The 20,294-nt window shown below is 69.6% G+C and carries 20 protein-coding genes; 7 read left to right on the forward strand and 13 right to left on the reverse strand.

Features of this window, described 5'->3' with window-relative positions:
- The first annotated feature begins 13 nt into the window (after positions 1 to 13).
- Complete coding sequence (locus GVY64_RS08055) at positions 14 to 958, forward strand: GlxA family transcriptional regulator (protein WP_159839946.1); 945 nt, start codon at positions 14 to 16, stop codon at positions 956 to 958.
- Positions 959 to 990: 32 nt separating this feature from the next.
- Positions 991 to 1,725: an HD domain-containing protein gene (locus tag GVY64_RS08060; RefSeq protein ID WP_159839947.1), complete on the forward strand. Its 735-nt coding sequence runs from the start codon at positions 991 to 993 to the stop codon at positions 1,723 to 1,725.
- Between the two features lie 4 nt (positions 1,726 to 1,729).
- Here the strand turns inward: GVY64_RS08060 and GVY64_RS08065 are convergent, their stop codons facing one another.
- The gene (locus tag GVY64_RS08065) at positions 1,730 to 2,485 is read right to left on the reverse strand and encodes a siderophore-interacting protein (protein ID WP_159839948.1); all 756 of its coding nucleotides are present in this window, start codon (positions 2,483 to 2,485) and stop codon (positions 1,730 to 1,732) included.
- Between the two features lie 111 nt (positions 2,486 to 2,596).
- On the opposite strand from GVY64_RS08065, the gene GVY64_RS08070 reads away from it, so the two are divergent.
- Complete coding sequence (locus GVY64_RS08070) at positions 2,597 to 3,424, forward strand: NADPH-dependent oxidoreductase (RefSeq protein ID WP_159839949.1); 828 nt, start codon at positions 2,597 to 2,599, stop codon at positions 3,422 to 3,424.
- A gap of 10 nt (positions 3,425 to 3,434) precedes the next feature.
- On the opposite strand, the gene GVY64_RS08075 is transcribed toward GVY64_RS08070, so the two are convergent.
- Both GVY64_RS08075 and GVY64_RS08080 read right to left on the reverse strand, forming a co-directional pair.
- Entirely contained in the window at positions 3,435 to 4,427 is a 993-nt protein-coding gene (locus GVY64_RS08075; RefSeq protein ID WP_159839950.1) for an LLM class flavin-dependent oxidoreductase, read from the reverse strand.
- Positions 4,428 to 4,494: 67 nt separating this feature from the next.
- The gene (locus GVY64_RS08080) at positions 4,495 to 5,682 is read right to left on the reverse strand and encodes a serine hydrolase domain-containing protein (protein ID WP_236566691.1); all 1,188 of its coding nucleotides are present in this window, start codon (positions 5,680 to 5,682) and stop codon (positions 4,495 to 4,497) included.
- Between the two features lie 202 nt (positions 5,683 to 5,884).
- Here GVY64_RS08080 and GVY64_RS08085 point away from each other — a divergent pair, with 202 nt between their 5' ends.
- Entirely contained in the window at positions 5,885 to 7,321 is a 1,437-nt protein-coding gene (locus GVY64_RS08085) for an amino acid permease (RefSeq protein ID WP_159839951.1), read from the forward strand.
- A 13-nt stretch (positions 7,322 to 7,334) separates the two neighbouring features.
- Here the strand turns inward: GVY64_RS08085 and GVY64_RS08090 are convergent, their stop codons facing one another.
- From GVY64_RS08090 to GVY64_RS08120, 7 genes are all read right to left on the reverse strand, one after another.
- On the reverse strand, positions 7,335 to 7,700 hold the full coding sequence (locus GVY64_RS08090; protein WP_159839952.1) for a DUF4345 family protein: 366 nt from the start codon (positions 7,698 to 7,700) through the stop codon (positions 7,335 to 7,337).
- A gap of 288 nt (positions 7,701 to 7,988) precedes the next feature.
- Positions 7,989 to 9,455 (reverse strand): MDR family MFS transporter, encoded by a 1,467-nt coding sequence (locus GVY64_RS08095; protein WP_159840072.1) that lies wholly within the window; start codon positions 9,453 to 9,455, stop codon positions 7,989 to 7,991.
- An 85-nt stretch (positions 9,456 to 9,540) separates the two neighbouring features.
- Positions 9,541 to 9,942 (reverse strand): DUF779 domain-containing protein, encoded by a 402-nt coding sequence (locus tag GVY64_RS08100; RefSeq protein ID WP_159839953.1) that lies wholly within the window; start codon positions 9,940 to 9,942, stop codon positions 9,541 to 9,543.
- The gene (gene adh / locus GVY64_RS08105) at positions 9,942 to 11,459 is read right to left on the reverse strand and encodes an aldehyde dehydrogenase (RefSeq protein ID WP_159839954.1); all 1,518 of its coding nucleotides are present in this window, start codon (positions 11,457 to 11,459) and stop codon (positions 9,942 to 9,944) included. The genes GVY64_RS08100 and adh overlap by 1 nt, the downstream gene beginning before the upstream one ends.
- Positions 11,460 to 11,563: 104 nt before the next feature.
- Positions 11,564 to 12,766, reverse strand: a complete 1,203-nt coding sequence (locus GVY64_RS08110; protein WP_159839955.1) for a helix-turn-helix domain-containing protein — start codon at positions 12,764 to 12,766, stop codon at positions 11,564 to 11,566.
- 242 nt (positions 12,767 to 13,008) lie between these two features.
- Complete coding sequence (locus GVY64_RS08115) at positions 13,009 to 13,563, reverse strand: hypothetical protein (RefSeq protein ID WP_159839956.1); 555 nt, start codon at positions 13,561 to 13,563, stop codon at positions 13,009 to 13,011.
- A gap of 596 nt (positions 13,564 to 14,159) precedes the next feature.
- Entirely contained in the window at positions 14,160 to 14,504 is a 345-nt protein-coding gene (locus tag GVY64_RS08120) for a hypothetical protein (protein ID WP_159839957.1), read from the reverse strand.
- 213 nt (positions 14,505 to 14,717) lie between these two features.
- Here GVY64_RS08120 and GVY64_RS08125 point away from each other — a divergent pair, with 213 nt between their 5' ends.
- Both GVY64_RS08125 and GVY64_RS08130 read left to right on the forward strand, forming a co-directional pair.
- A complete protein-coding gene (locus GVY64_RS08125; RefSeq protein ID WP_159839958.1) occupies positions 14,718 to 15,230 on the forward strand; it encodes a mycothiol transferase in 513 nt (170 codons plus the stop codon).
- 89 nt (positions 15,231 to 15,319) lie between these two features.
- Complete coding sequence (locus GVY64_RS08130) at positions 15,320 to 16,729, forward strand: metallophosphoesterase (RefSeq protein ID WP_236566693.1); 1,410 nt, start codon at positions 15,320 to 15,322, stop codon at positions 16,727 to 16,729.
- 15 nt (positions 16,730 to 16,744) lie between these two features.
- Here GVY64_RS08130 and GVY64_RS08135 read toward each other — a convergent pair whose 3' ends face one another.
- Together GVY64_RS08135 and GVY64_RS08140 are read right to left on the reverse strand one after the other, a co-directional pair.
- Positions 16,745 to 18,238, reverse strand: a complete 1,494-nt coding sequence (locus GVY64_RS08135; RefSeq protein WP_236566694.1) for an AIM24 family protein — start codon at positions 18,236 to 18,238, stop codon at positions 16,745 to 16,747.
- Between the two features lie 350 nt (positions 18,239 to 18,588).
- Positions 18,589 to 18,885: a hypothetical protein gene (locus GVY64_RS08140; RefSeq protein WP_159839961.1), complete on the reverse strand. Its 297-nt coding sequence runs from the start codon at positions 18,883 to 18,885 to the stop codon at positions 18,589 to 18,591.
- A gap of 410 nt (positions 18,886 to 19,295) precedes the next feature.
- Between GVY64_RS08140 and GVY64_RS08145 the strand changes: the two genes are divergently transcribed.
- A complete protein-coding gene (locus tag GVY64_RS08145) occupies positions 19,296 to 19,490 on the forward strand; it encodes a hypothetical protein (RefSeq protein ID WP_159839962.1) in 195 nt (64 codons plus the stop codon).
- A 98-nt stretch (positions 19,491 to 19,588) separates the two neighbouring features.
- On the opposite strand, the gene GVY64_RS08150 is transcribed toward GVY64_RS08145, so the two are convergent.
- A complete protein-coding gene (locus GVY64_RS08150; RefSeq protein WP_159839963.1) occupies positions 19,589 to 20,293 on the reverse strand; it encodes a DUF6081 family protein in 705 nt (234 codons plus the stop codon).
- Between the last annotated feature and the right edge of the window lies 1 nt (position 20,294).

A 20,294-nucleotide genomic window follows, 5' to 3' on the forward strand; every position in this document is an offset into this window, starting at 1 on the left:
CGAGACTAGGTGCATGCGGGCAAGCGGTGACGTCGTGGTGGCGGTGTCGGACGGGGTGCTGATGCTCGACGTCGCCGGGCCCGTGCAGGTGCTGCACTGGGCCGGGCGCCGCATTCGATTCGCCTCGCCCGACGGCGCCCCGGTCCGCACCGACGTCGGTGTGCCCCTGGGCGTCGACGGGGCGCTGAGCGAGCTGAGCGCAACGGTGGACACACTCGTGGTGCCCGGCTATCCCCCGGAGGATCGCGTGTCCGGCGAACTCGTGGAAGCGGTGCGCGTGGCCGGCCGCGCGGCGCGGCGGGTGGCCTCGGTATGCACCGGCGCGTTCGTGCTGGCCGAGGCCGGTTTGCTGGACGGGCGGCGCGCCACCACGCATTGGCTGGCGTGTTCGGCTCTGGCTGAACGCTTTCCGAGCATCCGCGTCGAGGCCGACGCCATCTATCTGCGCGACGGCCCGATCATCACCTCCGCCGGGGTCACCGCGGGCATCGACATGGCCTTGGCACTGGTGGAAGAGGAGCACGGCGCGGAGCTCGCGCGCTCGCTGGCCAAACATCTCGTCGTGTTCCTGCACCGGCCCGGCGGCCAGTCCCAGTTCAGCGTGCGCACGAGCATTCCGGCGCCGCGCACCGCGGGCCTGCGGCACGCCGTGGACGCGGTGATCGCCGACCTGTGCGCCGATCACAGCTCGGCGGCCATGGCCGCCCGTGCCGCGCTGAGCGAACGCCACTTCAGTCGCGTATTCCGGCAGGAGATCGGCATGACGCCGGGACGTTACGTCAAACAGGCACGGCTGGAAGCGGCGCAAGCACTGCTCGAGTCCGGCGACGAGCCGATGTCGGTCATCGCCCGCCGCAGCGGCTTCGGCTCCGAGGAGACGATGCGGCGGACCTTTCTCGAACTGCTCGGCGTCTCGCCGAGCGACTACCGCAGGCGCTTCCGCGCGCCCGCGTGCTGATCACACCTGTCCCACTCACCAGGAGTTCGACCATGTCGCTGTCTCGTCGTGCCGCGCTCAGCGCGGGGATTGCCGCGAGTGTATTCGCCGTCGCCTCGAAAAGCGCTCAGGCACAAGTCTTTTCGCTGCACCACCCGCAAACATCGTTGACCGGCAAGGCGGACGAACTCATCACCGTCGAACTCTCGCCCATGCTGCGCAACCACAGCATGCGGGGGTTCCTCTTCGGACGTGCGGTCGCCGAGCGGCACGGTCTGCGGCCCGGCTCCGACTACGACGAGGAGACGATGTACCTCATCTGCGCGCTGCACGACCTCGGTCTGACTGACGGCGCGACCGGCGACCAGAAGTTCGAGATCGACGGCGCCGACCGCGCCGCGCGCTTCCTCGAGGACAACGGCGTCACCGACGCCAGGGTGGACACGATCTGGGACGCTATCGCCGCGCACACCGCGGGCTACACCGACTCGCCGGTCTGGCGCCGCCGCAGGCCGCCGGAGACCTGGATCGCCGTGGACGGGATCGGCGTCGATGTGGGCGGCGCGCCGACCGACCTGCCGCCCGGCTTCGCCGACTTGGTGCACACCGCCTATCCGCGGCTGGGCGGCAGCCGCGCGCTCGGTGCGGCGATCGAAGCCCAAGCCGCGGCGAACCCGCGGAAGGCGCCGCCCGCGAGCCTGGCCGGCGCCATCCTGCAGCAGCGTCACCCTGAATACCCGACGCTCACCTGGGACGCGATCGTGGCGATGAGCGGGTGGGGCGATTGACGGTTCAGGCGTTGGCCTCCTCGGTCGCCCGCAGTTCGGCCTTCCATTGCCGGAAGCCTTCTTCGGTGCGGCCGCGACGCCAGTATCCGGAGATCGATGCCGCCCACTCGGCGGAGACACCGCGATCCTTACGGATGTAGCGGCGCAGATCTTTCATGACCGCGTCGGCTTCCCCGTGAATGAACACTTGGACCTGCCCCGGCGACCACGGCGCGGAGCGGACGGTCTCGGCGAGCACCTCGCCCGGGGACCGAACGCCCCGGTGCAGCCAAGTCAGCTCGATGCCGTCGGGTTTCTTCACCGGCAGTTCGTCGTCCGGACCGGCGACCTCCACGAACGCCAGCCCGGTCGCGTCGGCGGGCAGAGCCTCGAGCGCGGCGGCGATGGCGGGCAGCGCCGCCTCGTCACCGGCCAGCAGATGCCAATCGGCATCCGGGCGCGGCGAGTAGGCGCCGCCGGGACCGTACGCGTCGATGGTCGCGCCGGGCTCGACCGTGGCCGCCCACGGTCCCGCGATGCCCTCCGCTCCGTGATAGACGAAATCCACCGCGATCTCCCCGGCGACGGGGTCGACCGAACGGACGGTGTAGGTGCGCAGCACCTCGTTACCCTCCTGCGAAAAGATGAACTTCACGTAGGAGTCGGTGAACTCGCTGGGCCGGAACGCGGCGAAGCCGGGACCACCGAGGTGCACCCGGATCAGATGCGGCGTGAGCCATTCGGTGCGCTGCACCGTGAAGGTGGTGCGAGGACGTGCCAAGGGAAACCTCCGATAAATATTATTAGGATTGCCTTACTTACCCTACCTGTGTTCGGCTCAGCCTGCGGCCAACCGCTGACGGCGCGCCGGGCGGGCGAAAGGATGAGGCCCATGACGCAGTCCGTGCCGACACCGACCCACGCCGTGCAACAGCGCTACCGCGACCCGCGACCGGTCGAACCCGCCCAGTGGAACCAGGTCCTGCAGGTGCTGCACGAGCATCGCTCGGTGCGCCGCTATCTGGCCGACCCGGTGCCCGACGCGACCCTGCGCGTGCTCATCTCGGCGGCGCAATCCGCGCCCACCTCGTCGAACCTGCAGGTCTGGAGCGTCATCGCGGTGCGCGACCCGCAGCGCAAAGCCCGCTTGGCCGCGCTCGCGGGCGATCAGGCCCACATCGTGCAGGCACCGGTGCTGCTGGTCTGGACGGCCGACTTCGCGCGCCTGCGCCAGCTCGCCGACGACCGGAGCGCGCCGCTGGAGGGCGCGGACTACCTCGAATCGAGTTATGTCGGCTTCATCGACGCCGCGCTCGCGGCGCAGAACGCGGTCGTGGCGGCGGAATCGCTCGGGCTCGGCACCGTCTACATCGGCGCGTTGCGCAACAAGCCGGAAGAAGTCGCCGCCGAACTCGGCCTGCCGCCACAGGTCTTCGCCGTGTTCGGTGTGGTGGTCGGCCACCCCGACCCCGCCGAGGACGCGCGGGTGAAGCCGCGCCTGCCGCAGGACGCCGTCCTGCACCGGGAGACCTACGATCTGGACGCACAGCGGGCGCATGTGGCCGCGTACGAGACCCGGATCGCCGAATTCTATGCCGAGCAACAACTCTCGCATTCCTGGACCGAACGTGTCCTGGCCCGGCTGGCCTCGGCGGCAGCGCTCAACGGTCGGCATCGGCTGCGCGAATCGCTGACCAACCACGGCTTCCGCTTGCATTGATCCCGCCGTCTCAGGCCGCGACCTTCTCGGTGAGCAGTTCGAACGATCGGGCACGGTCGTCGATGTCGTACACCAGCGTGTTGATCATCAGTTCGTCGGCCCGGGTGCGCTCGAGCAGGTCCGCGAGCTGCGCGCGCACCGTTTCCGGTGAGCCGAGCAACTGCCCGGCGCGGCGCTGGCGGATGAACGCGCGCTCCTGCTCCGACGGACGGAACGCGGCCGCCTCCTCCGGGGTGGCCAGCGCCTGCGGCGTGCCGCGCACCAGGTTCAGAAAGGCCAGGTCACGCGGCCTGGCGAGGACCTCGGCGCGCTCGTCGGTGTCCGCGCAGATCGCCGCGACCGCCACCATCGCGTGCGGACGCTCCAGGCGCGGCGAAGGCCGGAAGTGCTCGCGGTAGAGCGCGAGCGCGGGCTCGGTGTTGTCGGGGCTGATGTGGTGGGCGAACGCGAACGGCAGCCCGAGCACCGCGGCGACCTGGGCGCTGTAGCCGCTCGAGCCGAGCAGCCAGATGTCCGGCTCCTCGCCGCGGCCCGGCGTCGCGGCGATGCCGCCGGGATCGCTGCCGCGGAAATAGCCCAGCAGGGCGGCGAGTTCCTGAGGGAACGATTCCGCCGAGAGTCCTTCCGCGGTCCGCCGCAGCGCGCGGGCGGTCGCTTGGTCGGTGCCCGGCGCGCGCCCGATGCCCAGGTCGATCCGTCCGGGATGCAGCGCGTGCAGGGTGCCGAACTGCTCGGCGACCACCAGCGGCGCGTGATTGGGCAGCATCACCCCGCCGGAGCCGACCCGGATGGTCGAGGTGGCGGCCGCCAGATGCGCCAGCAGCACGCTCGGCGCCGAGCTGGCGATGCCGGGCATGTTGTGGTGTTCGGCCACCCAGAACCGGTGATACCCCAACGCCTCGGTGCGCCTGGCCAATTCGGTGGTCGCCTCCAGCCCCTCGCCGACGGTGCGGCCGGACTGCACCGGCGCCAGATCCAGTACGGACAGCGGGACGTCGATCATGGGTCTCCTCCACAGTGGCGATCTCCACTGCCAACGCCGCCCGTGCCCGCGGTATTTCGCGGCCGTCTCAGCCGCGTGCGATCGCCCGGAACACCTCGATGGTGTCCTGCTCGTCCTGGGTGGTGCCGTGATCGCTGAGTTTGACGATGACGGTGCCGCTGGGCGGGTCGACGTAGACGTACTGGCCGTAGACGCCGACGGCGGTGAGGTCCGCGCTGTCGCCACCGGTCGGATGCCACCATTGCGCGCCGTAAGCCCACTCGCCCACCCGGTGCGGGGCCGGGGTGCGGATGCGATCGATCCAGGCCGGCGGCACGATCTGCGCCTCGCCGACCCGTCCGCCGTCCAGCACCAGTTCGCCGATCTTGGCGAAGTCGCGGGCGGTCGCGTTCAGGCAGCAGAAACCCTTTTCCTGGCCGCCTGCGCGATCCAGATTCCACAGCGCCTCGTCCTCGGCGCCGATCGGCGCCCAAATGTCGCGCTCCAGCAGTTGGGCCAGCGGCAGGCCCTCGACCCGTGCCAGCGCCATGCCCAGCAATTGGGTGTCCACGCTGCGGTACTCGCCCGCGCTGCCCGGCGGGAAGCGCAGGCCGCGGTGCGCGCGGACGAATCCGTCGAGGTCCTCGGTGAGGTACATGCGGGCGGTGCCGGTCAGCGGCAGGTACTTGTTGTAGTTCTCCGCGACGTCGACGCCGGAGGCCATGTCGAGCAGGTCGCGGATGGTAACGGCGTCGTACGCGCCGCCGGTGGCCAGCTCGGGCAGGATCCGCACCAGGCGGTCGTCCTCGGCGAGTTTCCCCGCGGCGACGGCTCGGCCGGTCAGCAGCGACACGATGGACTTCACCACCGACCAGGAGGACTGCCGGGTGGTCGCCGTGATGCCGTCGCGGTACCACTCGTGGGTCAGGGCGCCGCCGCGCAACACGAGGAACGAATTGGTGTGCGTGGTGTCGAGGAACTCGGCGATCGACACAGCCGAGCCCTTCCACGGCACCTGGCCGGGCAGCGGCCGCGGCGCCCTCGGCAGGGGACGCGGGACAGGGGAGGCGGCCACCGTCCGGCTCTCGAACAGCGCGCCCTGCGTCGACGGCGGATCGGTCAGCAGCCGCAGCAGCGTCGGCGGCGCGGGGATGTGCAAGATCGCCGTCGTCGCGAACGCCGCGCCGATCAGGACGGCGACGACCGCGAGCAGGACGACGAGAGCGCGCAGCGCGGCACGTCCGGGTCGCATGCGCCGGAGGGAGAGTTCGGTCATGACGGAAGCCGATCGGTAGGGGATCCGATGATGGCATGCCCGGCGCCGGACCGGTAGCCGCGATCGCCCCGGCGACGACGCGCGCGCGGCCGGGGCGGTAGCGTGACGCCCTGAGCCGGGCAGCCGTGCGATGATCCGACATCGTGTTACGGCGCACCGGCGGGCGACCGGCGCCGCTGCCCAGCGAGGGAAGGACCGCAGTATGACAGCCTCCGATCGGCACCTGCAGGACGCGGAACCGCTGGCTCCGGCGGACGGCGGGGACTCGGAGGGATACGCCAGGGGCCTCAGCCCGCGCACCATCCAGATGATCGCCATCGGCGGAGCGATCGGCACCGGCCTGTTCTACGGCGCGGGCGGCGCGATCGAGCAGGCGGGCCCCGGTCTCATCCTCGCCTACCTCGCGGCGGGCCTGGCCATCTTCGTGATCATGCGCGCGCTCGGCGAACTGCTGACCTACCGGCCGATCTCCGGCAGCTTCGCCGAGTACGCGCACGAGTTCCTCGGCCGTTTCGCCGGATTCGCGACCGGCTGGTCGTATTGGGCGGTGTGGGTGGCCACCTGCATGGCCGAGATCACCGTGGCGGGCAAGTATGTGGAGTACTGGTTCGACATCGCGCCGTGGGTCACCGCGCTGGTGGTGCTCGCGGTGATGTTCGGCGCCAACCTGATCTCGGTGCGGCTGTTCGGCGAGGGCGAGTTCTGGTTCTCCACCATCAAGGTGACCGCGATCGTCGGCATGATCCTGCTCGGCATCGGCGTCCTGCTGTTCGGATTCGGTCACGCGGCCGATCCCACGGTCACCAATCTGTGGTCCGACGGCGGCGTGTTCCCCAACGGCATCGGCCAGTCGCTGCTGGTGCTGCAGATCGTGCTGTTCGCCTACGTCGGTGTCGAATTGGTCGGCGTCACGGCCGGGGAGGCGCGCGAACCCCGCACGACCCTGCGCAAGGCGATCAACACGCTGCCGTTCCGGATCGGCCTGTTCTACGTCGGCGCGCTCGTGGTGATCATGGCGGTGTCCAGCTGGCGCAACTTCCACGCGGGCAAGAGCCCGTTCGTGGAGGTCTTCGAGCAGATCGGCATCCCCGGCGCGGCGGGCATCGTCAACTTCGTGCTGCTCACCGCGGCGCTGTCGTCGTGCAACTCGGGGATCTACTCGACCGGCCGGATGCTGCGGACGCTGTCGCTGCGCGGTGAGGCGCCCGCCCGACTGAACAAATTGAGCGCGAACGCGGTGCCCTACACCGGGATCACCGCGTCGGCGGCGGCGATGGTGATCGGCGTGGTGGTCAACGTCATCTCGCCGGACAAGGCCTTCGCCTACATCACCTCGGTGTCGACCATCGGCATCATCTTCGTCTGGGGCGTCATTCTGGTCTGCCACCTGATCTACCGGGCCAAGGTCGCCCGCGGCGAGCTGCCAGCGAGCGACTACCGGCTGCCCGCGGCGCCCTACACCACCGTGCTGGCGTTGGCGTTCCTGGGGTTGGTGGTCGTGCTGCTGCTGTTCACCGACAGCGGACGCACCGCGATCGTCGTCGGCCTGGTGTGGGCGGCGCTGGTGTCGGCCGGGTACCTGGCGCTGCGCAAGCTCGGCCGGGCCGACACGCCGCACGCCACCGTGCGCACCAGGTGACGAGCGCTTTCCGCTAGGCGGCGAGGAAGAGCGCGGCGGCGCCGGCAACCTCGACAACGCCGTAGAACCAGGTGGGGTAGAAAGCCGCTCGCTCGTCGAGCGCCGCCGACGCCACCCGTCCGAACGCCATACCCGCCAGCGCCGCGCCGACGGCGACCATGATCCCGCCGCGCAGCGATCCGAGGTCGAGCGCGGCGACCGCGAGCACGGCCGCCATCGCCAGTCCGAATCCGCCGTAGACGGCGCGCACTTCGTATCGCGCGCTCGCTTCGCCGAGCCGGATGCCGAACGGCCGGATCAGCGCTGTGGGTGCGGCGAGGGCGTACACACCCATACCCAGGAAGAACACGCCGACGATCCCGCATACGGCCTGTGCCACTGCGACCTCCAATTTCTGGTTCGGTTGGGAAGCCCAGATTGCGGCACGTCCGGCTCCGGACGCTTCCGAAAACCCGCTGCATCGGGTCGTGTCCTCCGGATCGCCCCTCTGGCGTCAGCCGCGCCGGGCACCAGGTGCTCGGGCGGAGGGCTGCGCGGTGCGGCGAGCCGCAACGGTGGTCGCTGTGCCCGCCGGGGCAACCTCGCATCGGTGGCTGAACACGCACAAGAAGCCCCTCGGTGTGGCTGGTCCGTGCCCCGTCGCAAGCCCTCGTCCGGCGAGCGGGAGTCAGTCGGTCGCCGCCCGCCGCGGCATCATCGCCGCCGCCATGACCATGACCACGGACATCGCCGCGATGGCGACGAAGACCAGATGCACCGCCGAGGCCAGCGTGGTGGGCAGCGGGTGATCGGTGTGCCCGACCCGTGCGTTCACGATCGCGCCGAACACCGCGACGCCCACCGCGCTGCCGATCGAGCGCGCGAACATGTTGGCCGAGGTGACCACACCCCGCTCGGACCACTCGGCGCTGGTCTGCGCGGCGATCAGCGTCGGGGTCGCGACCAGGCCCATGCCGGTGCCGATCACGAAGCAGGACGCGGCGACCTGCCACAGCGCCGCGTGCTGCGTGATCAGCAGGGTGCTCGCGGCGCCCACCGCTGCCAGGCCGCTACCCAGCAGGGCTGTCGCGCGAAAGCCGAACCGCAGGTACACCTTTCCGGCTTGGGACGCCGCGAGCGGCCAGCCCAGCGTCAGCGCGCCGACCGTCAGGCCCGCGACGAGCGCGCCGGTGCCGAGCACGCCCTGGGCGAAGGTCGGCACGTAGGAGGTCGCGCCCAGCACGATCGCGCCGATCAGGACCGACACCAGGCTGCTGGCGATCACCACCCGACGGCCGAACACCCACAGCGGCAGGATCGGATTCCGCACCCGGCGTTCCACCAGACCGAACAACACGAGCAGGGCGACGCCGCCCGCGAAGATGCCGATGCTCACCGGCGAGGACCAGGCCCACGCCTGGCCGCCTTCGAGCAGCCCGAGGATCAACGCACCCGCGCCCACCGTCAGCAGGGCCGCGCCCAGGTAGTCGACGCGCTGCCTGCGCCGGGGCGCGCTCTCGGCGAAATGGCGTACCAGCATCCATCCGGCCAGCGCGGAGAGCGGCAGATTGATCAGGAAGATCCAGCGCCAGCCGACGTACTCGGCGAACAGGCCGCCCAGCAGCGGGCCTGCCACGCTCGACATGGCCCATACGCTGGCCAGATAGCCCTGGACCCTGGCGCGTTCGGACAGCGTGTACAAGTCGCCCGCGATCGTCATCGTCATCGGCTGGATCGCGCCCGCGCCGATGCCCTGCACGGCGCGGAAGACGATCAGTCCGAGCATGCTGGTCGCCACGCCGCACAGCAGCGAACCCAGCGCGAACATCGCGATTCCGAACAGGATCACGGGTTTGCGCCCTACGGTGTCGGCGAGCTTGCCGTAGATCGGCACCGTCACCGCCTGCGCCAGCAGATAGATGGAGAACAACCAGGGGAACTGCGCGAAGCCGCCGAGATTGTCGGTGATGGTGAGCACCGCCGTGGCGATGACCGTCGAATCGAGCGCGACCAGCGCGGTGGCCAGCATCAGCGAGCCCAGGATGGCGCCGCGTTCGGAGCGGAACCCCACGGACACCGGCACAGTATCGGTCGCCACCGCGGCCCCTCTCGTTCGCCTGTCTAACCACCTCGAACGACCGTATCCGCTGCCCAGCTATTCCCGCATGGAATTTTTTTCGCCCACCGAAGCGGGAAAGGGCTGCTCACCGGTACTCCGGTGAGCAGCCCCATGCTCCGGGTCAGGGGGACAGATCCGCCCCGGTGGGTGGCGGTTCGGCTTCGAGGAGGGCGAGTTCCTCGTCGGTGAGCAGCCGCGACCGGATCAGGAACCGCACACCTTCGGGCGCTTCCAGAGAGAATCCGCTGCCCCGGCCGGGCACCACGTCGACGGTGAGGTGCGTGTGGCGCCAGTACTCGTACTGGTCGGCGCTCATCCAGAACGGCGTGTCCGCCGCGGGATGTCCCAGCAGCACGTCCGAGGCGCCCACCCGGAATTCGCCGCGCGGGTAGCACATCGGTGAACTGCCGTCGCAGCAACCGCCGGACTGGTGGAACATGACCGGACCGTGCTGTTCGATCAGCAGGCGCAGCAGTTCCTCCGCGGGCCCGGTGAACTCGACGCGCTGGACCGGATCCGGCATCAGAAGAACCCGAGCTTGTCCGGCGAGTAGCTGACGAGCAGGTTCTTGGTCTGCTGGTAGTGGTCGAGCATCATGCGGTGGTTCTCGCGTCCGATGCCGGACTTCTTGTAGCCGCCGAACGCCGCGTGCGCGGGGTAGGCGTGGTAGCAGTTGGTCCACACCCGGCCCGCCTTGATCTGGCGGCCCAGGCGATAGGCCGCGTTGATGTCGCGGGTCCACACGCCGGCGCCGAGCCCGTAGAGGGTGTCGTTGGCGATCTTCAGCGCCTCGTCGACCGAGTCGAACGTGGTCACCGACACCACCGGTCCGAAGATCTCCTCCTGGAAGATGCGCATGTCGTTGCGGCCGGAGAAGATCGTCGGCTCGACGTAGAAACCGCCGGGGAACTCGTCCACCTTGCGCGGGCCGCCGCCGGTGAGCACCTCGGCGCCTTCCTGGCGGCCGATATCGATGTAGGACAGGATCTTCTCGAACTGGTCGTTGCTGGCCTGCGCGCCGATCATGGTGGTCTCGTCGAGCGGGTTGCCGCTGCGGATGGCCTTGGTCCGTTCGACGCACCGGGCGATGAACTCGTCGTAGATCGAGGAGTGGATCAGCGCCCGGGACGGACAGGTGCACACCTCGCCCTGGTTGAGTGCGAACATCACGAAGCCCTCCACCGCCTTGTCGAGGAAGGCGTCGTCGGCGGCCATGACGTCGGGCAGGAAGATGTTCGGGCTCTTGCCGCCCAGCTCGAGCGTGACCGGGATGATGTTCTCGCTGGCGTACTGCATGATCAGCCTGCCGGTGGTGGTCTCGCCGGTGAAGGCGACCTTGGCCACGCGCGGGCTGGCCGCCAGCGGCTTGCCCGCCTCGACGCCGAAGCCGTTGACCACGTTGAGCACTCCGGGCGGCAGCAGATCGGCGATCAGTTCGACGACCTTCAAGATCGAGGCCGGGGTCTGCTCGGCGGGCTTGAGCACCACCGCGTTACCCGCGGCGAGGGCGGGCGCGAGCTTCCATGTGGCCATCAGGATCGGGAAGTTCCACGGGATGATCTGACCGACGACGCCGAGCGGTTCGTGGAAGTGGTAGGCGATGGTGTCGGCGTCGATCTCGCTGATGCCGCCTTCCTGGGCGCGGACCGCCCCGGCGAAATAGCGGAAGTGATCGACCGCCAGCGGCAGGTCGGCGGCCAGCGTCTCCCGGACCGGCTTGCCGTTCTCCCAGGTCTCGGCCACCGCCAGTGCCTCGAGGTTGTCCTCGATCCGGTCGGCGATCTTGTTCAGGATATTGGCGCGCTCGGTGGTCGATGTGGCGCCCCATGCGTCGGCCGCCTGGTGCGCGGCGTCCAAGGCCAGCTCGATGTCGGCGGCCGAGGACCGCGCCACCTCACAGAAGGTCTGGCCGTCCACCGGGGAAGGGTTCTCGAAATAGCGGCCTTCGACCGGGGCGGTCCACTCCCCGCCGATGAAGTTGTCGTAGCGCGGGGCGAATTCGACGACGCTGCCCTCGGTTCCCGGCTTTGCGTAGCTCATGGCGGATGACTCCTCGCTGGTTGCGGACGTGATGCACACGGCGCCACGGCCGTGATGCGGGTCACTATGCCCGGCGAGGGTTGACGAAACGTTGAGGCGCGCACTCAGTCGCGCAGCGCGGCGTGCCGCCGGGCGGCCGCGAGCGCACGCCTACCGTCGCTCGCGGGGAGCAGGCCCAGCGCGTGTTCGTGCACCTCGACGTCATACGGCGCCCGCTCGCCGTAGCGCAGCGCGTGCTCGACGTTCCCGCTGGACAGCACCGCGGTGCGCACGCCGACCTCCAGATACTCGCGCCAGTGCACGATGCCCGGCGTATCCGAGTCCGGCAGCAGCGGCCCGCGATACAGCTCGACGGCCGTGGCGGTGTCGCCCGCTTCGAGCGCCGCGAGCACGTCCACGGCGTCACAAGACAGCGGGCTCACCAGCTGATAGACCCGGCTGGTGATGTCGCCGCCGGTAGCCCGCCGCAGATAGGACATCTCCGATTTGAGCGTGCTCGCGCCGACCGGCCGGTCGCCGTACACCGCGAAATGCAGGCGTTCGTGGGTGAATCCCTCGGGCTCGAGTGCCAGCAGCGTCAGGATCTCGAGTTGTCTGGGGCGCAGCCGCACGGGCGCGCCGTCGCGGAGGAGACGGGCCGCGCCGAGGCAGGTCAGCCGGACCCCCGGCGCGGTCGTGCGGTGCTGCAGCTTGGTTTCGATGGCGGTGACCAACGTGCGTGCGGTGGACATGGCCAGCGGGTGCGCGCGGTCCCAGGTGGTGGACAGGTCGAGCACACCCAGTTGTCGACCGTTCGCGGCGCGGATCGGGGCGCAGTAACAGACCCAGCCGTGCAGGGCCGCGACCAAGTGTTCGGCGGAGAACACGGTGTGCGGCCGTTCGGTGCGCAACGCCAGCGACAGTGCGTTGGTGCCCATGTGCGCCTCGTCCCAGCGACCGCCGGGCGCGAAGTTCACCTGTTCGGCGCGGCGGCGCATGACCGGACCGCCGTGCGACCACAGGATGGTGCCGGTCTCGTCGGTGATCGCCGCGACGTAGTCCGCGCCTTCGGTGATGTCGCGCAATTGATCGGTCAGCTCGGAAACCGGGATACGCAACGGGGATTCGGCCCAGCGGGCGGCCACGTCGGCTTCGGCGAGGGGCGCCTGCTCGCAGGCCGGATCGACAGTGCGCAGCGACCGCAGCCACGATTGCGCGACCTCGCTACGCAGCGCGGAGTCACCCTGCGGTGTCCCGGCGGGTATCCATCGGGACCACTCTTGTTCCAGTGCAGCGCGTCGCTGCGAGAGGGAACTGCGCTGTGCCATCTCGCGGATCCTGTGTCTTCGCTCCGATCGTCTTCGTGCCCTCCCATCATGCCCCAGCGCCCGCCCTGGCATTTCGTTTCGGCCTCCCCGCTACAGGCCTGGACGAATCGGCGGTCGACGGTCGGAACGCCGCGTTCCCCGGCAGCGAGGCGCGTGGGCGTGCTCCTGCCCGGGAATCCCGGCGATGCGACAGGCGATCGGTGTGCGGTCGTCTCACGGCGGCCGCACACCGTCCCGGCCGATTACGGCGTGGAGAATCCGATCAGCGCACCGATGCCCGCGCCGATCGGAATGGTGACCAGCGCGCCGACCCCGCCCAGGAAGAAGCCGATCACGGCGCCGATGCCCGCGCCGATGAGGGCGCCGATACCGGCGTTGTACTGCTTGCGCGCGAGCGTCTCGTCCTCGCCGACGAACTGGTTCAGGCGCTCGGTCGTCGCGGGCGAGCCCACCGGCGTCACCGTGAGGGTGCGGCCGGAATCGGAGATGGCCGGCGCCAGCACGTGCGCCGCGCCGGAGGCCTGGAACGCCAGGGGCATGGTCGCGACGACCTGTCCCGCTTCGTTGCGAAGCTCGACCGCCCTCGCATCGGTCGTCAACGCGAAGCTGCCCGCGTCCAGGGTGGTGACCACCCCGGAGCCGTCGGCGGCCGGAGCCGAGGTGAAACCGAGTCCCTGCTCGACGCCGTGCACACCGACCTGCGCGGGCGCCGCGGGCTGGGCGTGCGCGACGCCCGTCGCTATTCCGGTGGCCCCGACCGCGAGCAGGGCGGTTGCGGCGAATCTGTTGACTCTCATCGTATTTCCCCACTTAGTCGTGTCGGCCACGAGTGCCGACGGATCCCCAAGATGCCGGTTGTCGGCCCCACCCATTCTGGCCGCAGCGCTTTCTCGAAGCAATCGTTCTGCGAATTTCACGGCAAATAGGGGACATCGACTCGCTACGGCCACGCCTGAATTCCACACTGTCAGCACCCGTTTCGTTGTCCAATTCGAGCGGATTGCAGAATGTGTGCTGAATTGCGTTATCTCGAGCGGAATTCGACCGGCAGCGCGCGTGGAATTATCCATACTCTCAGGCCGACAGTATGTATCGGCGCGTCTTCGATAGGCGAGCGCTGTGCGGACGCTGAGAGCGTCACGACTCGATTCGGCGGAGGGCGCTCGGCTCTCCTGCTGGGGCGGTCACTCTGCGCAGGAAGGTAGTCGGCGACCGCTGTGCGGGTGCGGCACTCGTGACCGGGATCGGTTCCGGCTCCTGCCGCGATGCCGGAATGCGCCGGCAGCCAGGTGATTCCGGGATCGCCGCGCGTGCGGGCGCTACTGCGATCGCGTGCCGGAACGATCGCGTGGAACCGGAGATCACCTGGCGGACTGTGCGAGAGACCTTCTGGTCAGAACGCGCTTCCGGTGCCGGGCAGCAGCCAGGCGATGCCCGGCCAGGCGCCGAACGGGCCGCCCCAGTAGCCGAACGGGCTACCCCAGTAGCCGTAGCCGCCCCAGCCGCCGTAGCCGCCCCAGCCGCCGTAACCGTGGTGCCCCCATCCGCCGTGGCGGTGCCACCCGCCGTGGATCTCCTCGGCCTGGCTCGTCTGGGTGACGGCCTGCTGCTGGGCCACCGCGGGGGCGGCCATCGCGGGGGCGGCGACCGCGGCGACGGGTGTCAGTGCAAGCGCGGCGATCATCGCCAGGCGGACAACCGCCTGTCGGGCGCGTCCGGTCTCGGCGTCGTGCATCATCGGTTCTTCCTCACTTCGGTACGTCTTCGTCCGGTCGGTGACCGATTCGATGGCCATCGACCAATCTCACCAATGCATATCGTACCGTTGAACAACGGCACACTCAATGTGGTGCGATCGTGCGAGATTCTCCGGTCGGCACGTCGCCGCTCGTGCCGGGGAGGCGTGCTCGGTAGCGTCTGTGCAGCGGACCATTCGAAAAGGAGTCGACCGATGGCTACCAGTGCCGATGTGCTGACCGACGCCTACGAGCGGATCAAGGAGGTGGTGCACGAAGCCGTCGACGGGCTGGCGGACGACGCCCTTGCCCACCGCGTCGATCCGGGCGCCAACTCGATCGCCTGGCTGATCTGGCATCTGACCCGCGTGCAGGACGATCACATCGCGGATGTGGCCGGCATCGAGCAGGTATGGACCGCGCAGGGCTGGTATGACCGCTTCGGCCTGCCTCTCGACAAAGGGGCGACCGGTTACGGCGATCGCCCCGCCGATGTGGCGGTCGTCCAGGCGTCGGCCGAGTTGCTCGCGGGGTACTACGACGCGGTGCACGACCAGACGCTGCGCTTCGTCCGGACACTGCGGGACGGCGACCTCGACCGCGTCGTAGACACCCGATGGGACCCACCGGTGACGCTGGGTGTGCGGCTGGTCAGCGTGATCTCCGACGATCTGCAGCACGCGGGTCAAGCCGCGTTTCTGCGCGGCGTGCTGGAACGGACGGCATAGCCGGTCCCGGGAAGTCCGTATCCCGTACCCGCCTGCGCCGTGCCGTAAGTTGATGCCGCGCAAACCGAATGCACACAGAGAGTGCCGCCGTGGTCGTGAAAAGTGTTCTGATCGGTGTCGCCGTGCTCGTCCTCGTGGGAGTCGTCGTGCTCACGGTGGTCGGCGCCCACTGGTATGTCTGGCGGCGGCTCGTGCGGGACACGACCGCGGCGGGAACACGCGCGCGACGGGTCGGCACCGCCGCCATGCTCGCGGGTCCGTTGCTGCTGTTGGGGACGACGGTGGCGGAGCTGGCGTCCGCGCCGTTCGCGGTGGTCCGGATCATCGCCTGGCCCGGCTATCTGTGGGGCGCGTTGTTCATGTACCTGCTGTTGGCGCTGGCGATCGGGGAGCCGATTCGGCTCCTGGCGCTGCGCCGGTTCGATGGGGGCCGAGCGGTACGGGAGCCGGACTCTCGTGCGGATATCGCTTCCTTGTCGGCGCTTGTGGCTGTGCGGGAGTCTCCTTCGCGAGTCGGCTCCGCGCCGGAGCCTCCCGTAGGCGTCTGTTCCGCGTCGGAAGCGCCTGGGGGAACCGGATTCGTGCCTGCGTCTCCCATAGGAAGCGGGTCGGAGTCGTTGGCGCCTCGGACCTCGCCGGATACGGCTGCTCCGGTCGAGTCCTCGCCCACGCGGCTACCGCGCCGCGTCTTTGTCTCACGGGTGATGGGCGGCGCCGCTGTCGCCGCCGCGGCGACGACCGTCGGCGTCGGCGCCTACGGAGTCCTGAACGGACCGAATGTCATGCGTGTCGCGGTGCCGCTGGCGAAGCTGCCGCGCGGGGCCGACGGATTCCGCATCGCGGTGGTCAGCGACGTGCATCTCGGCCCGATCCTGGGGCGCGGTTTCGCGGAGCGCGTGGTGCGGACCGTCAACGACACCCGGCCCGATCTCATCGCGGTCGTCGGCGACCTGGTGGACGGCAGCGTGGAGCATCTTCGCTCGGCCGTCGAGCCGCTGGCCGGGCTGCGCGCCCGCCACGGCGCGTTCTTCGTGACCGGCAACCACGAGTACTTCTCCGGCGCCGAGCAGTGGGTGGAGCACGTCCAGGAACTGGGCATGCACCTACTCGCGAACGCACGCACCGAACTACCCGGATTCGACCTCGCGGGCGTCAACGACGTGCAGGGCGAACGAACCGGGCAGGGCCCGGACTTCGGCAAGGCGCTCGGTGACCGCGACCGCGACCGCGCCGCCGTGCTGCTGGCGCACCAGCCCGTGCTGATCGACGACGCGGTGGCGCACGGCGTCGATCTGCAGCTGTCCGGCCACACCCACGGCGGCCAGCTCTGGCCTGGCAATTATCTTGCGGGCCTGGCGAATCCGACCGTCGCCGGGTTGGAGCGGTACGGCGACACCCAGTTGTACGTCTCCCGGGGAGCCGGGGCGTGGGGTCCGCCGGTGCGGGTGGGCGCACCGTCGGACATCACCGTCGTGGAACTCGTCTCGCTGCAGGCGTGACCGCGCCGGTCGCCGTCACCCGAACAGGCCGCCCAGTACGCCACCGCTCTGGCCGGCTTCCTGCCCGCCGCCGGTGCCTCCGACGAACCCGCCGGGCGGCAGCTCGGACGGCTGCACGATGACGAAACCGCGTCCGGAGAACGACAGCGTCATGCCCTCACCGGTGCTGCGGCCCATCAGCCGGCCGAGTCCGAACGAATCGTTGCGTTTGATGCCGGTCTGCAGGCTCGATGACCACGCGACCGCCGCCTGCGGGTCGGCATAGGTGGGCTGGTCGACGTTGAGTACCACCGGCGTGCCGTGCGTGGTGATGGCGATGCGGCCGCGACCGGTGAAGACGCAGTTGAACAATCCGGCGTTGCTGGCGAAACCGGCGGCTCCCTGCACCATCCGGATGTCATAGCGCAGGGAGGAATCGAAGGCGAGGACGTTGGCGCCGTTGATGGTGAGGCCGTCGGTGCCGTCCAAGTCGATGGTGTGCACGTCGGCGGCGCCGTTGGCGACGAACAGGTCGCCGTGCCCGGACACCTTCATCAGCGGCACGCCCTCGCCGGTCAGCCGCTGCTGGATGGCCCGGCCGATCCCGCCCGCCCCGAGCGCCTGGAAATGCAGATCTCCCTGGTAGGCGACCATCGATCCGGCGCGGGCCATGACCTCGCCGTTGACGGCCACCTTGATCATCTTGCCGCCCTGCTTCTGGATGCCCGCGCCGGTGACTTCGGCGTGGCTGGGGGCGAACAGATCGCTCTGCATCGGCAGTGCTCCTTGCTGAGGTGAGGGCATCGGGGGTGGCGGCACCGCGGCGGGCGGCGCGGAATAGGCCGGTGGCGTCGGGTAGGAGGGTGGGGGCGCGGGCTGGTACGCCGGGGGCGGAGCCGATGGATACGCCGGTGGCGGTTGATGTGCCGGTGGGGGAGCTGATGGATACGCCGGTGGCGGTTGATGTGCCGGTGGGGGAGCTGATGGATACGCCGGTGGCGGTTGATGTGCGGGTGGGGGAGCCGGAGACGGCTCGTCGTCGATGTTCACGCCGAAAGCCGTTGCGATGCCCGCCAGCCCGTTGTCGTACCCCTGGCCGACCGCACGCACCTTCCATCCGCCGCCGCGACGGTAGATCTCCACGCACACCACGGCGGTCTCGGTGCTCAGGCCGGTCATCGGGAAGGCCAACGTGCCGGAGGAGGCGGCGATGGTCGCGCGCAGCGAACCCGCGGCCGCGAAGGTGGGCGGGCCGTTGCCGTCCAGGCTCGCGGTGACGACGACACGATCCACATCACCCGGCAGCGCCGTGGTCTGGATGTCCACCGCGTCGCCCGCGCCCTGGCCGTGCCGGTAGGTGACGCCGGGGGCGACCGGTTGATTGAAGAAGACGAAGTCGGCGTCGGAGCGCACCCGCCCCGCCGCGTTCAGCAACAGCGCCGATACGTCGACGGGAGCCGAGCAGGTGACGGTCACCGTCAGCCGATCGCCGGGCGCGGGGCGGTTCTCACCGCGGGCGAGGTCGGTCACGGCAGGCCGTCCGATCCGCGGCGGCGTCGTCGGGTTGACATGCGATTCACGGGGTCCAGTGTGTCGTGTGCCCGCAACCCGCGCCACAGGCATACCGGGGACTACGCACTCACCAGGCGTTTCGTGCCGCGGTAGCCGTGCAGGCAGGCATATGCCCACACGCGATCAGGCGGTGGCCGTGCCCCTTCCGCAGCAGGCGCCGCCGGTCCGGTACCGCGACTCTGCCGCTGCTCGGTGATGCCGGCGACCAACTGGCCTGCGGCGCGGCGGTCCCGCATCCGTCCGGGGGCGAAGCACCGCAACGCGGGTGAGCCCGGCCGGGTCGACCGGGCTTTCGTCGCGGATCCGGATCAGAGCACTTCGGCGTACATGGTGCCGTCGAGGATGCCGAATTCGACCTGCCCGGGGAACAGGGGCAGGGCGCCGGTGGCGTGCTTGCTGTGATTGAGCGCGATGGTTTCGGTGGCCCATCGGTGCAACGGCTCGGGTAGCCGCAGGACCCGATGGTCGGTGCAGCGAACGTACGGGTAGGTGATCTCGCCGGGCCGGGCGAGCGGGTTGTGGATGTCGAGCGCGGCGATGTCCAGGACCAGTCCGGTCTGCTTGGCGGAGGCGACGGTCGGTGGCTGCAGTTCGATGTCGTCCATGACCGAAGACGGTAGCTCGAAGGATGCCGGATGCGGGTGATTCCGCGCGAATGTCCCAATGATTTCACCGGAAGTGGGGGACGGCGAGGTTCATCGAATCGGGTGAACCCCACCGCTACCACCAGCGATCGCGGTCGGCTTGGGCATACCGGTGCCGCGCTGGAAGCCCCGGAGCCACCGGGACGGTGCTGAGCCTATGCGACGCTGAGGGTTCGCGGGGGAGTTTCCGTCGAATCGGTCGGCACTACCGCCGAGGCCGGATTCGATGCCGACCCGTCGGTAACCCGCGACGGAATGTCCGGTTTCGGGTGCTGCGCCGTACTATGCCTGCGGCGTCAAAGAAGCTGTGCGCGTTGAGTATCCGGCACGGCTGTGTGCTGTTCGTTTTTTCTTCAGGAGGGTGGAAGTCGTTGCTCTATGTAGTCATCGCGGCCATTGTCATCGCATTACTGGCCGTGTCGGCCGTGGCGATGGTATGGGATCCGCGCCGTCGTACCGAGTTGGACGAGTACGACTACGAATACGGCATGGACGGCGATGACGCCGCGCCGGACGAGTACGCGCGCTCGCGCAACGTCGAGTGGCCGCGCAAGGAGAGCGTCTGACCGGCGCGAACCGGCCTCGAGTTGGCGGCGAACGAACCGGGTGCCCAGCCGAATGCGGCTGGGCACCCGGTGTTTTCGACGGCTTTCGCCGTGATCGGTCACGCCACGGTGAAGCCGCGCCACGCCGCGTGCAGGCCCTGTCCGCGCAGCGACGTACTGCGCCCGTCCTCGATCGGATGCAGGGTGATGATGCCGAAACCGATCTGCACCGTCTCCGGCAGTTGTGGCGCAGTGGTGGTGTACACCGGTGCGCCGTCGACGTACCAGCCCGCGGTGCCCGCGGCGCGGTCGATGGTGACGCTGTAGCGGTGGAACTCGCCCGGCTTGATGTCCACCCCGGCCAGCGGCGCGTGCACCACGTGGGTGAACGCCTCCTCCGCGGGGACGACACCGGGCACGAACAACCGTTCGTGGATCGCGTACGCGTGCTTGCTCGTCGCGATCAGATCGAAAACCTGCGCGCTGCTCATATCGAGGACGTTGAACGCGGCGAAACCGTCGCGGTAGTCCTCGCCGGTGGCGCCGACGTTCTCCGCCGCCATCTCCACCGCGAAAGTCCGTGGCCCACCAGTGAGATCGAACGTCTCGGTCGACACCAGCAGATGCTTCGGGTTGTCCAGGATCTGGACCTCGGCGTGGGACCGGGTGAAGGCGTCGATCCGGACCGACACGGCGCCCTCGCCGACCTCGGTGCGGGCGGCCGGGTCGGCGTAGCGCCAGGTTTGGTCCGGGCCGAGCGGGACCTCCAGGAAGCGCCACCGGTCTGCGCGCAGATCGGGGCCGTTCAGATCGTCGTAGGTCATC

It is taken from the genome of Nocardia sp. CY41, from assembly GCF_009829325.1.
Classification (GTDB): domain Bacteria; phylum Actinomycetota; class Actinomycetes; order Mycobacteriales; family Mycobacteriaceae; genus Nocardia.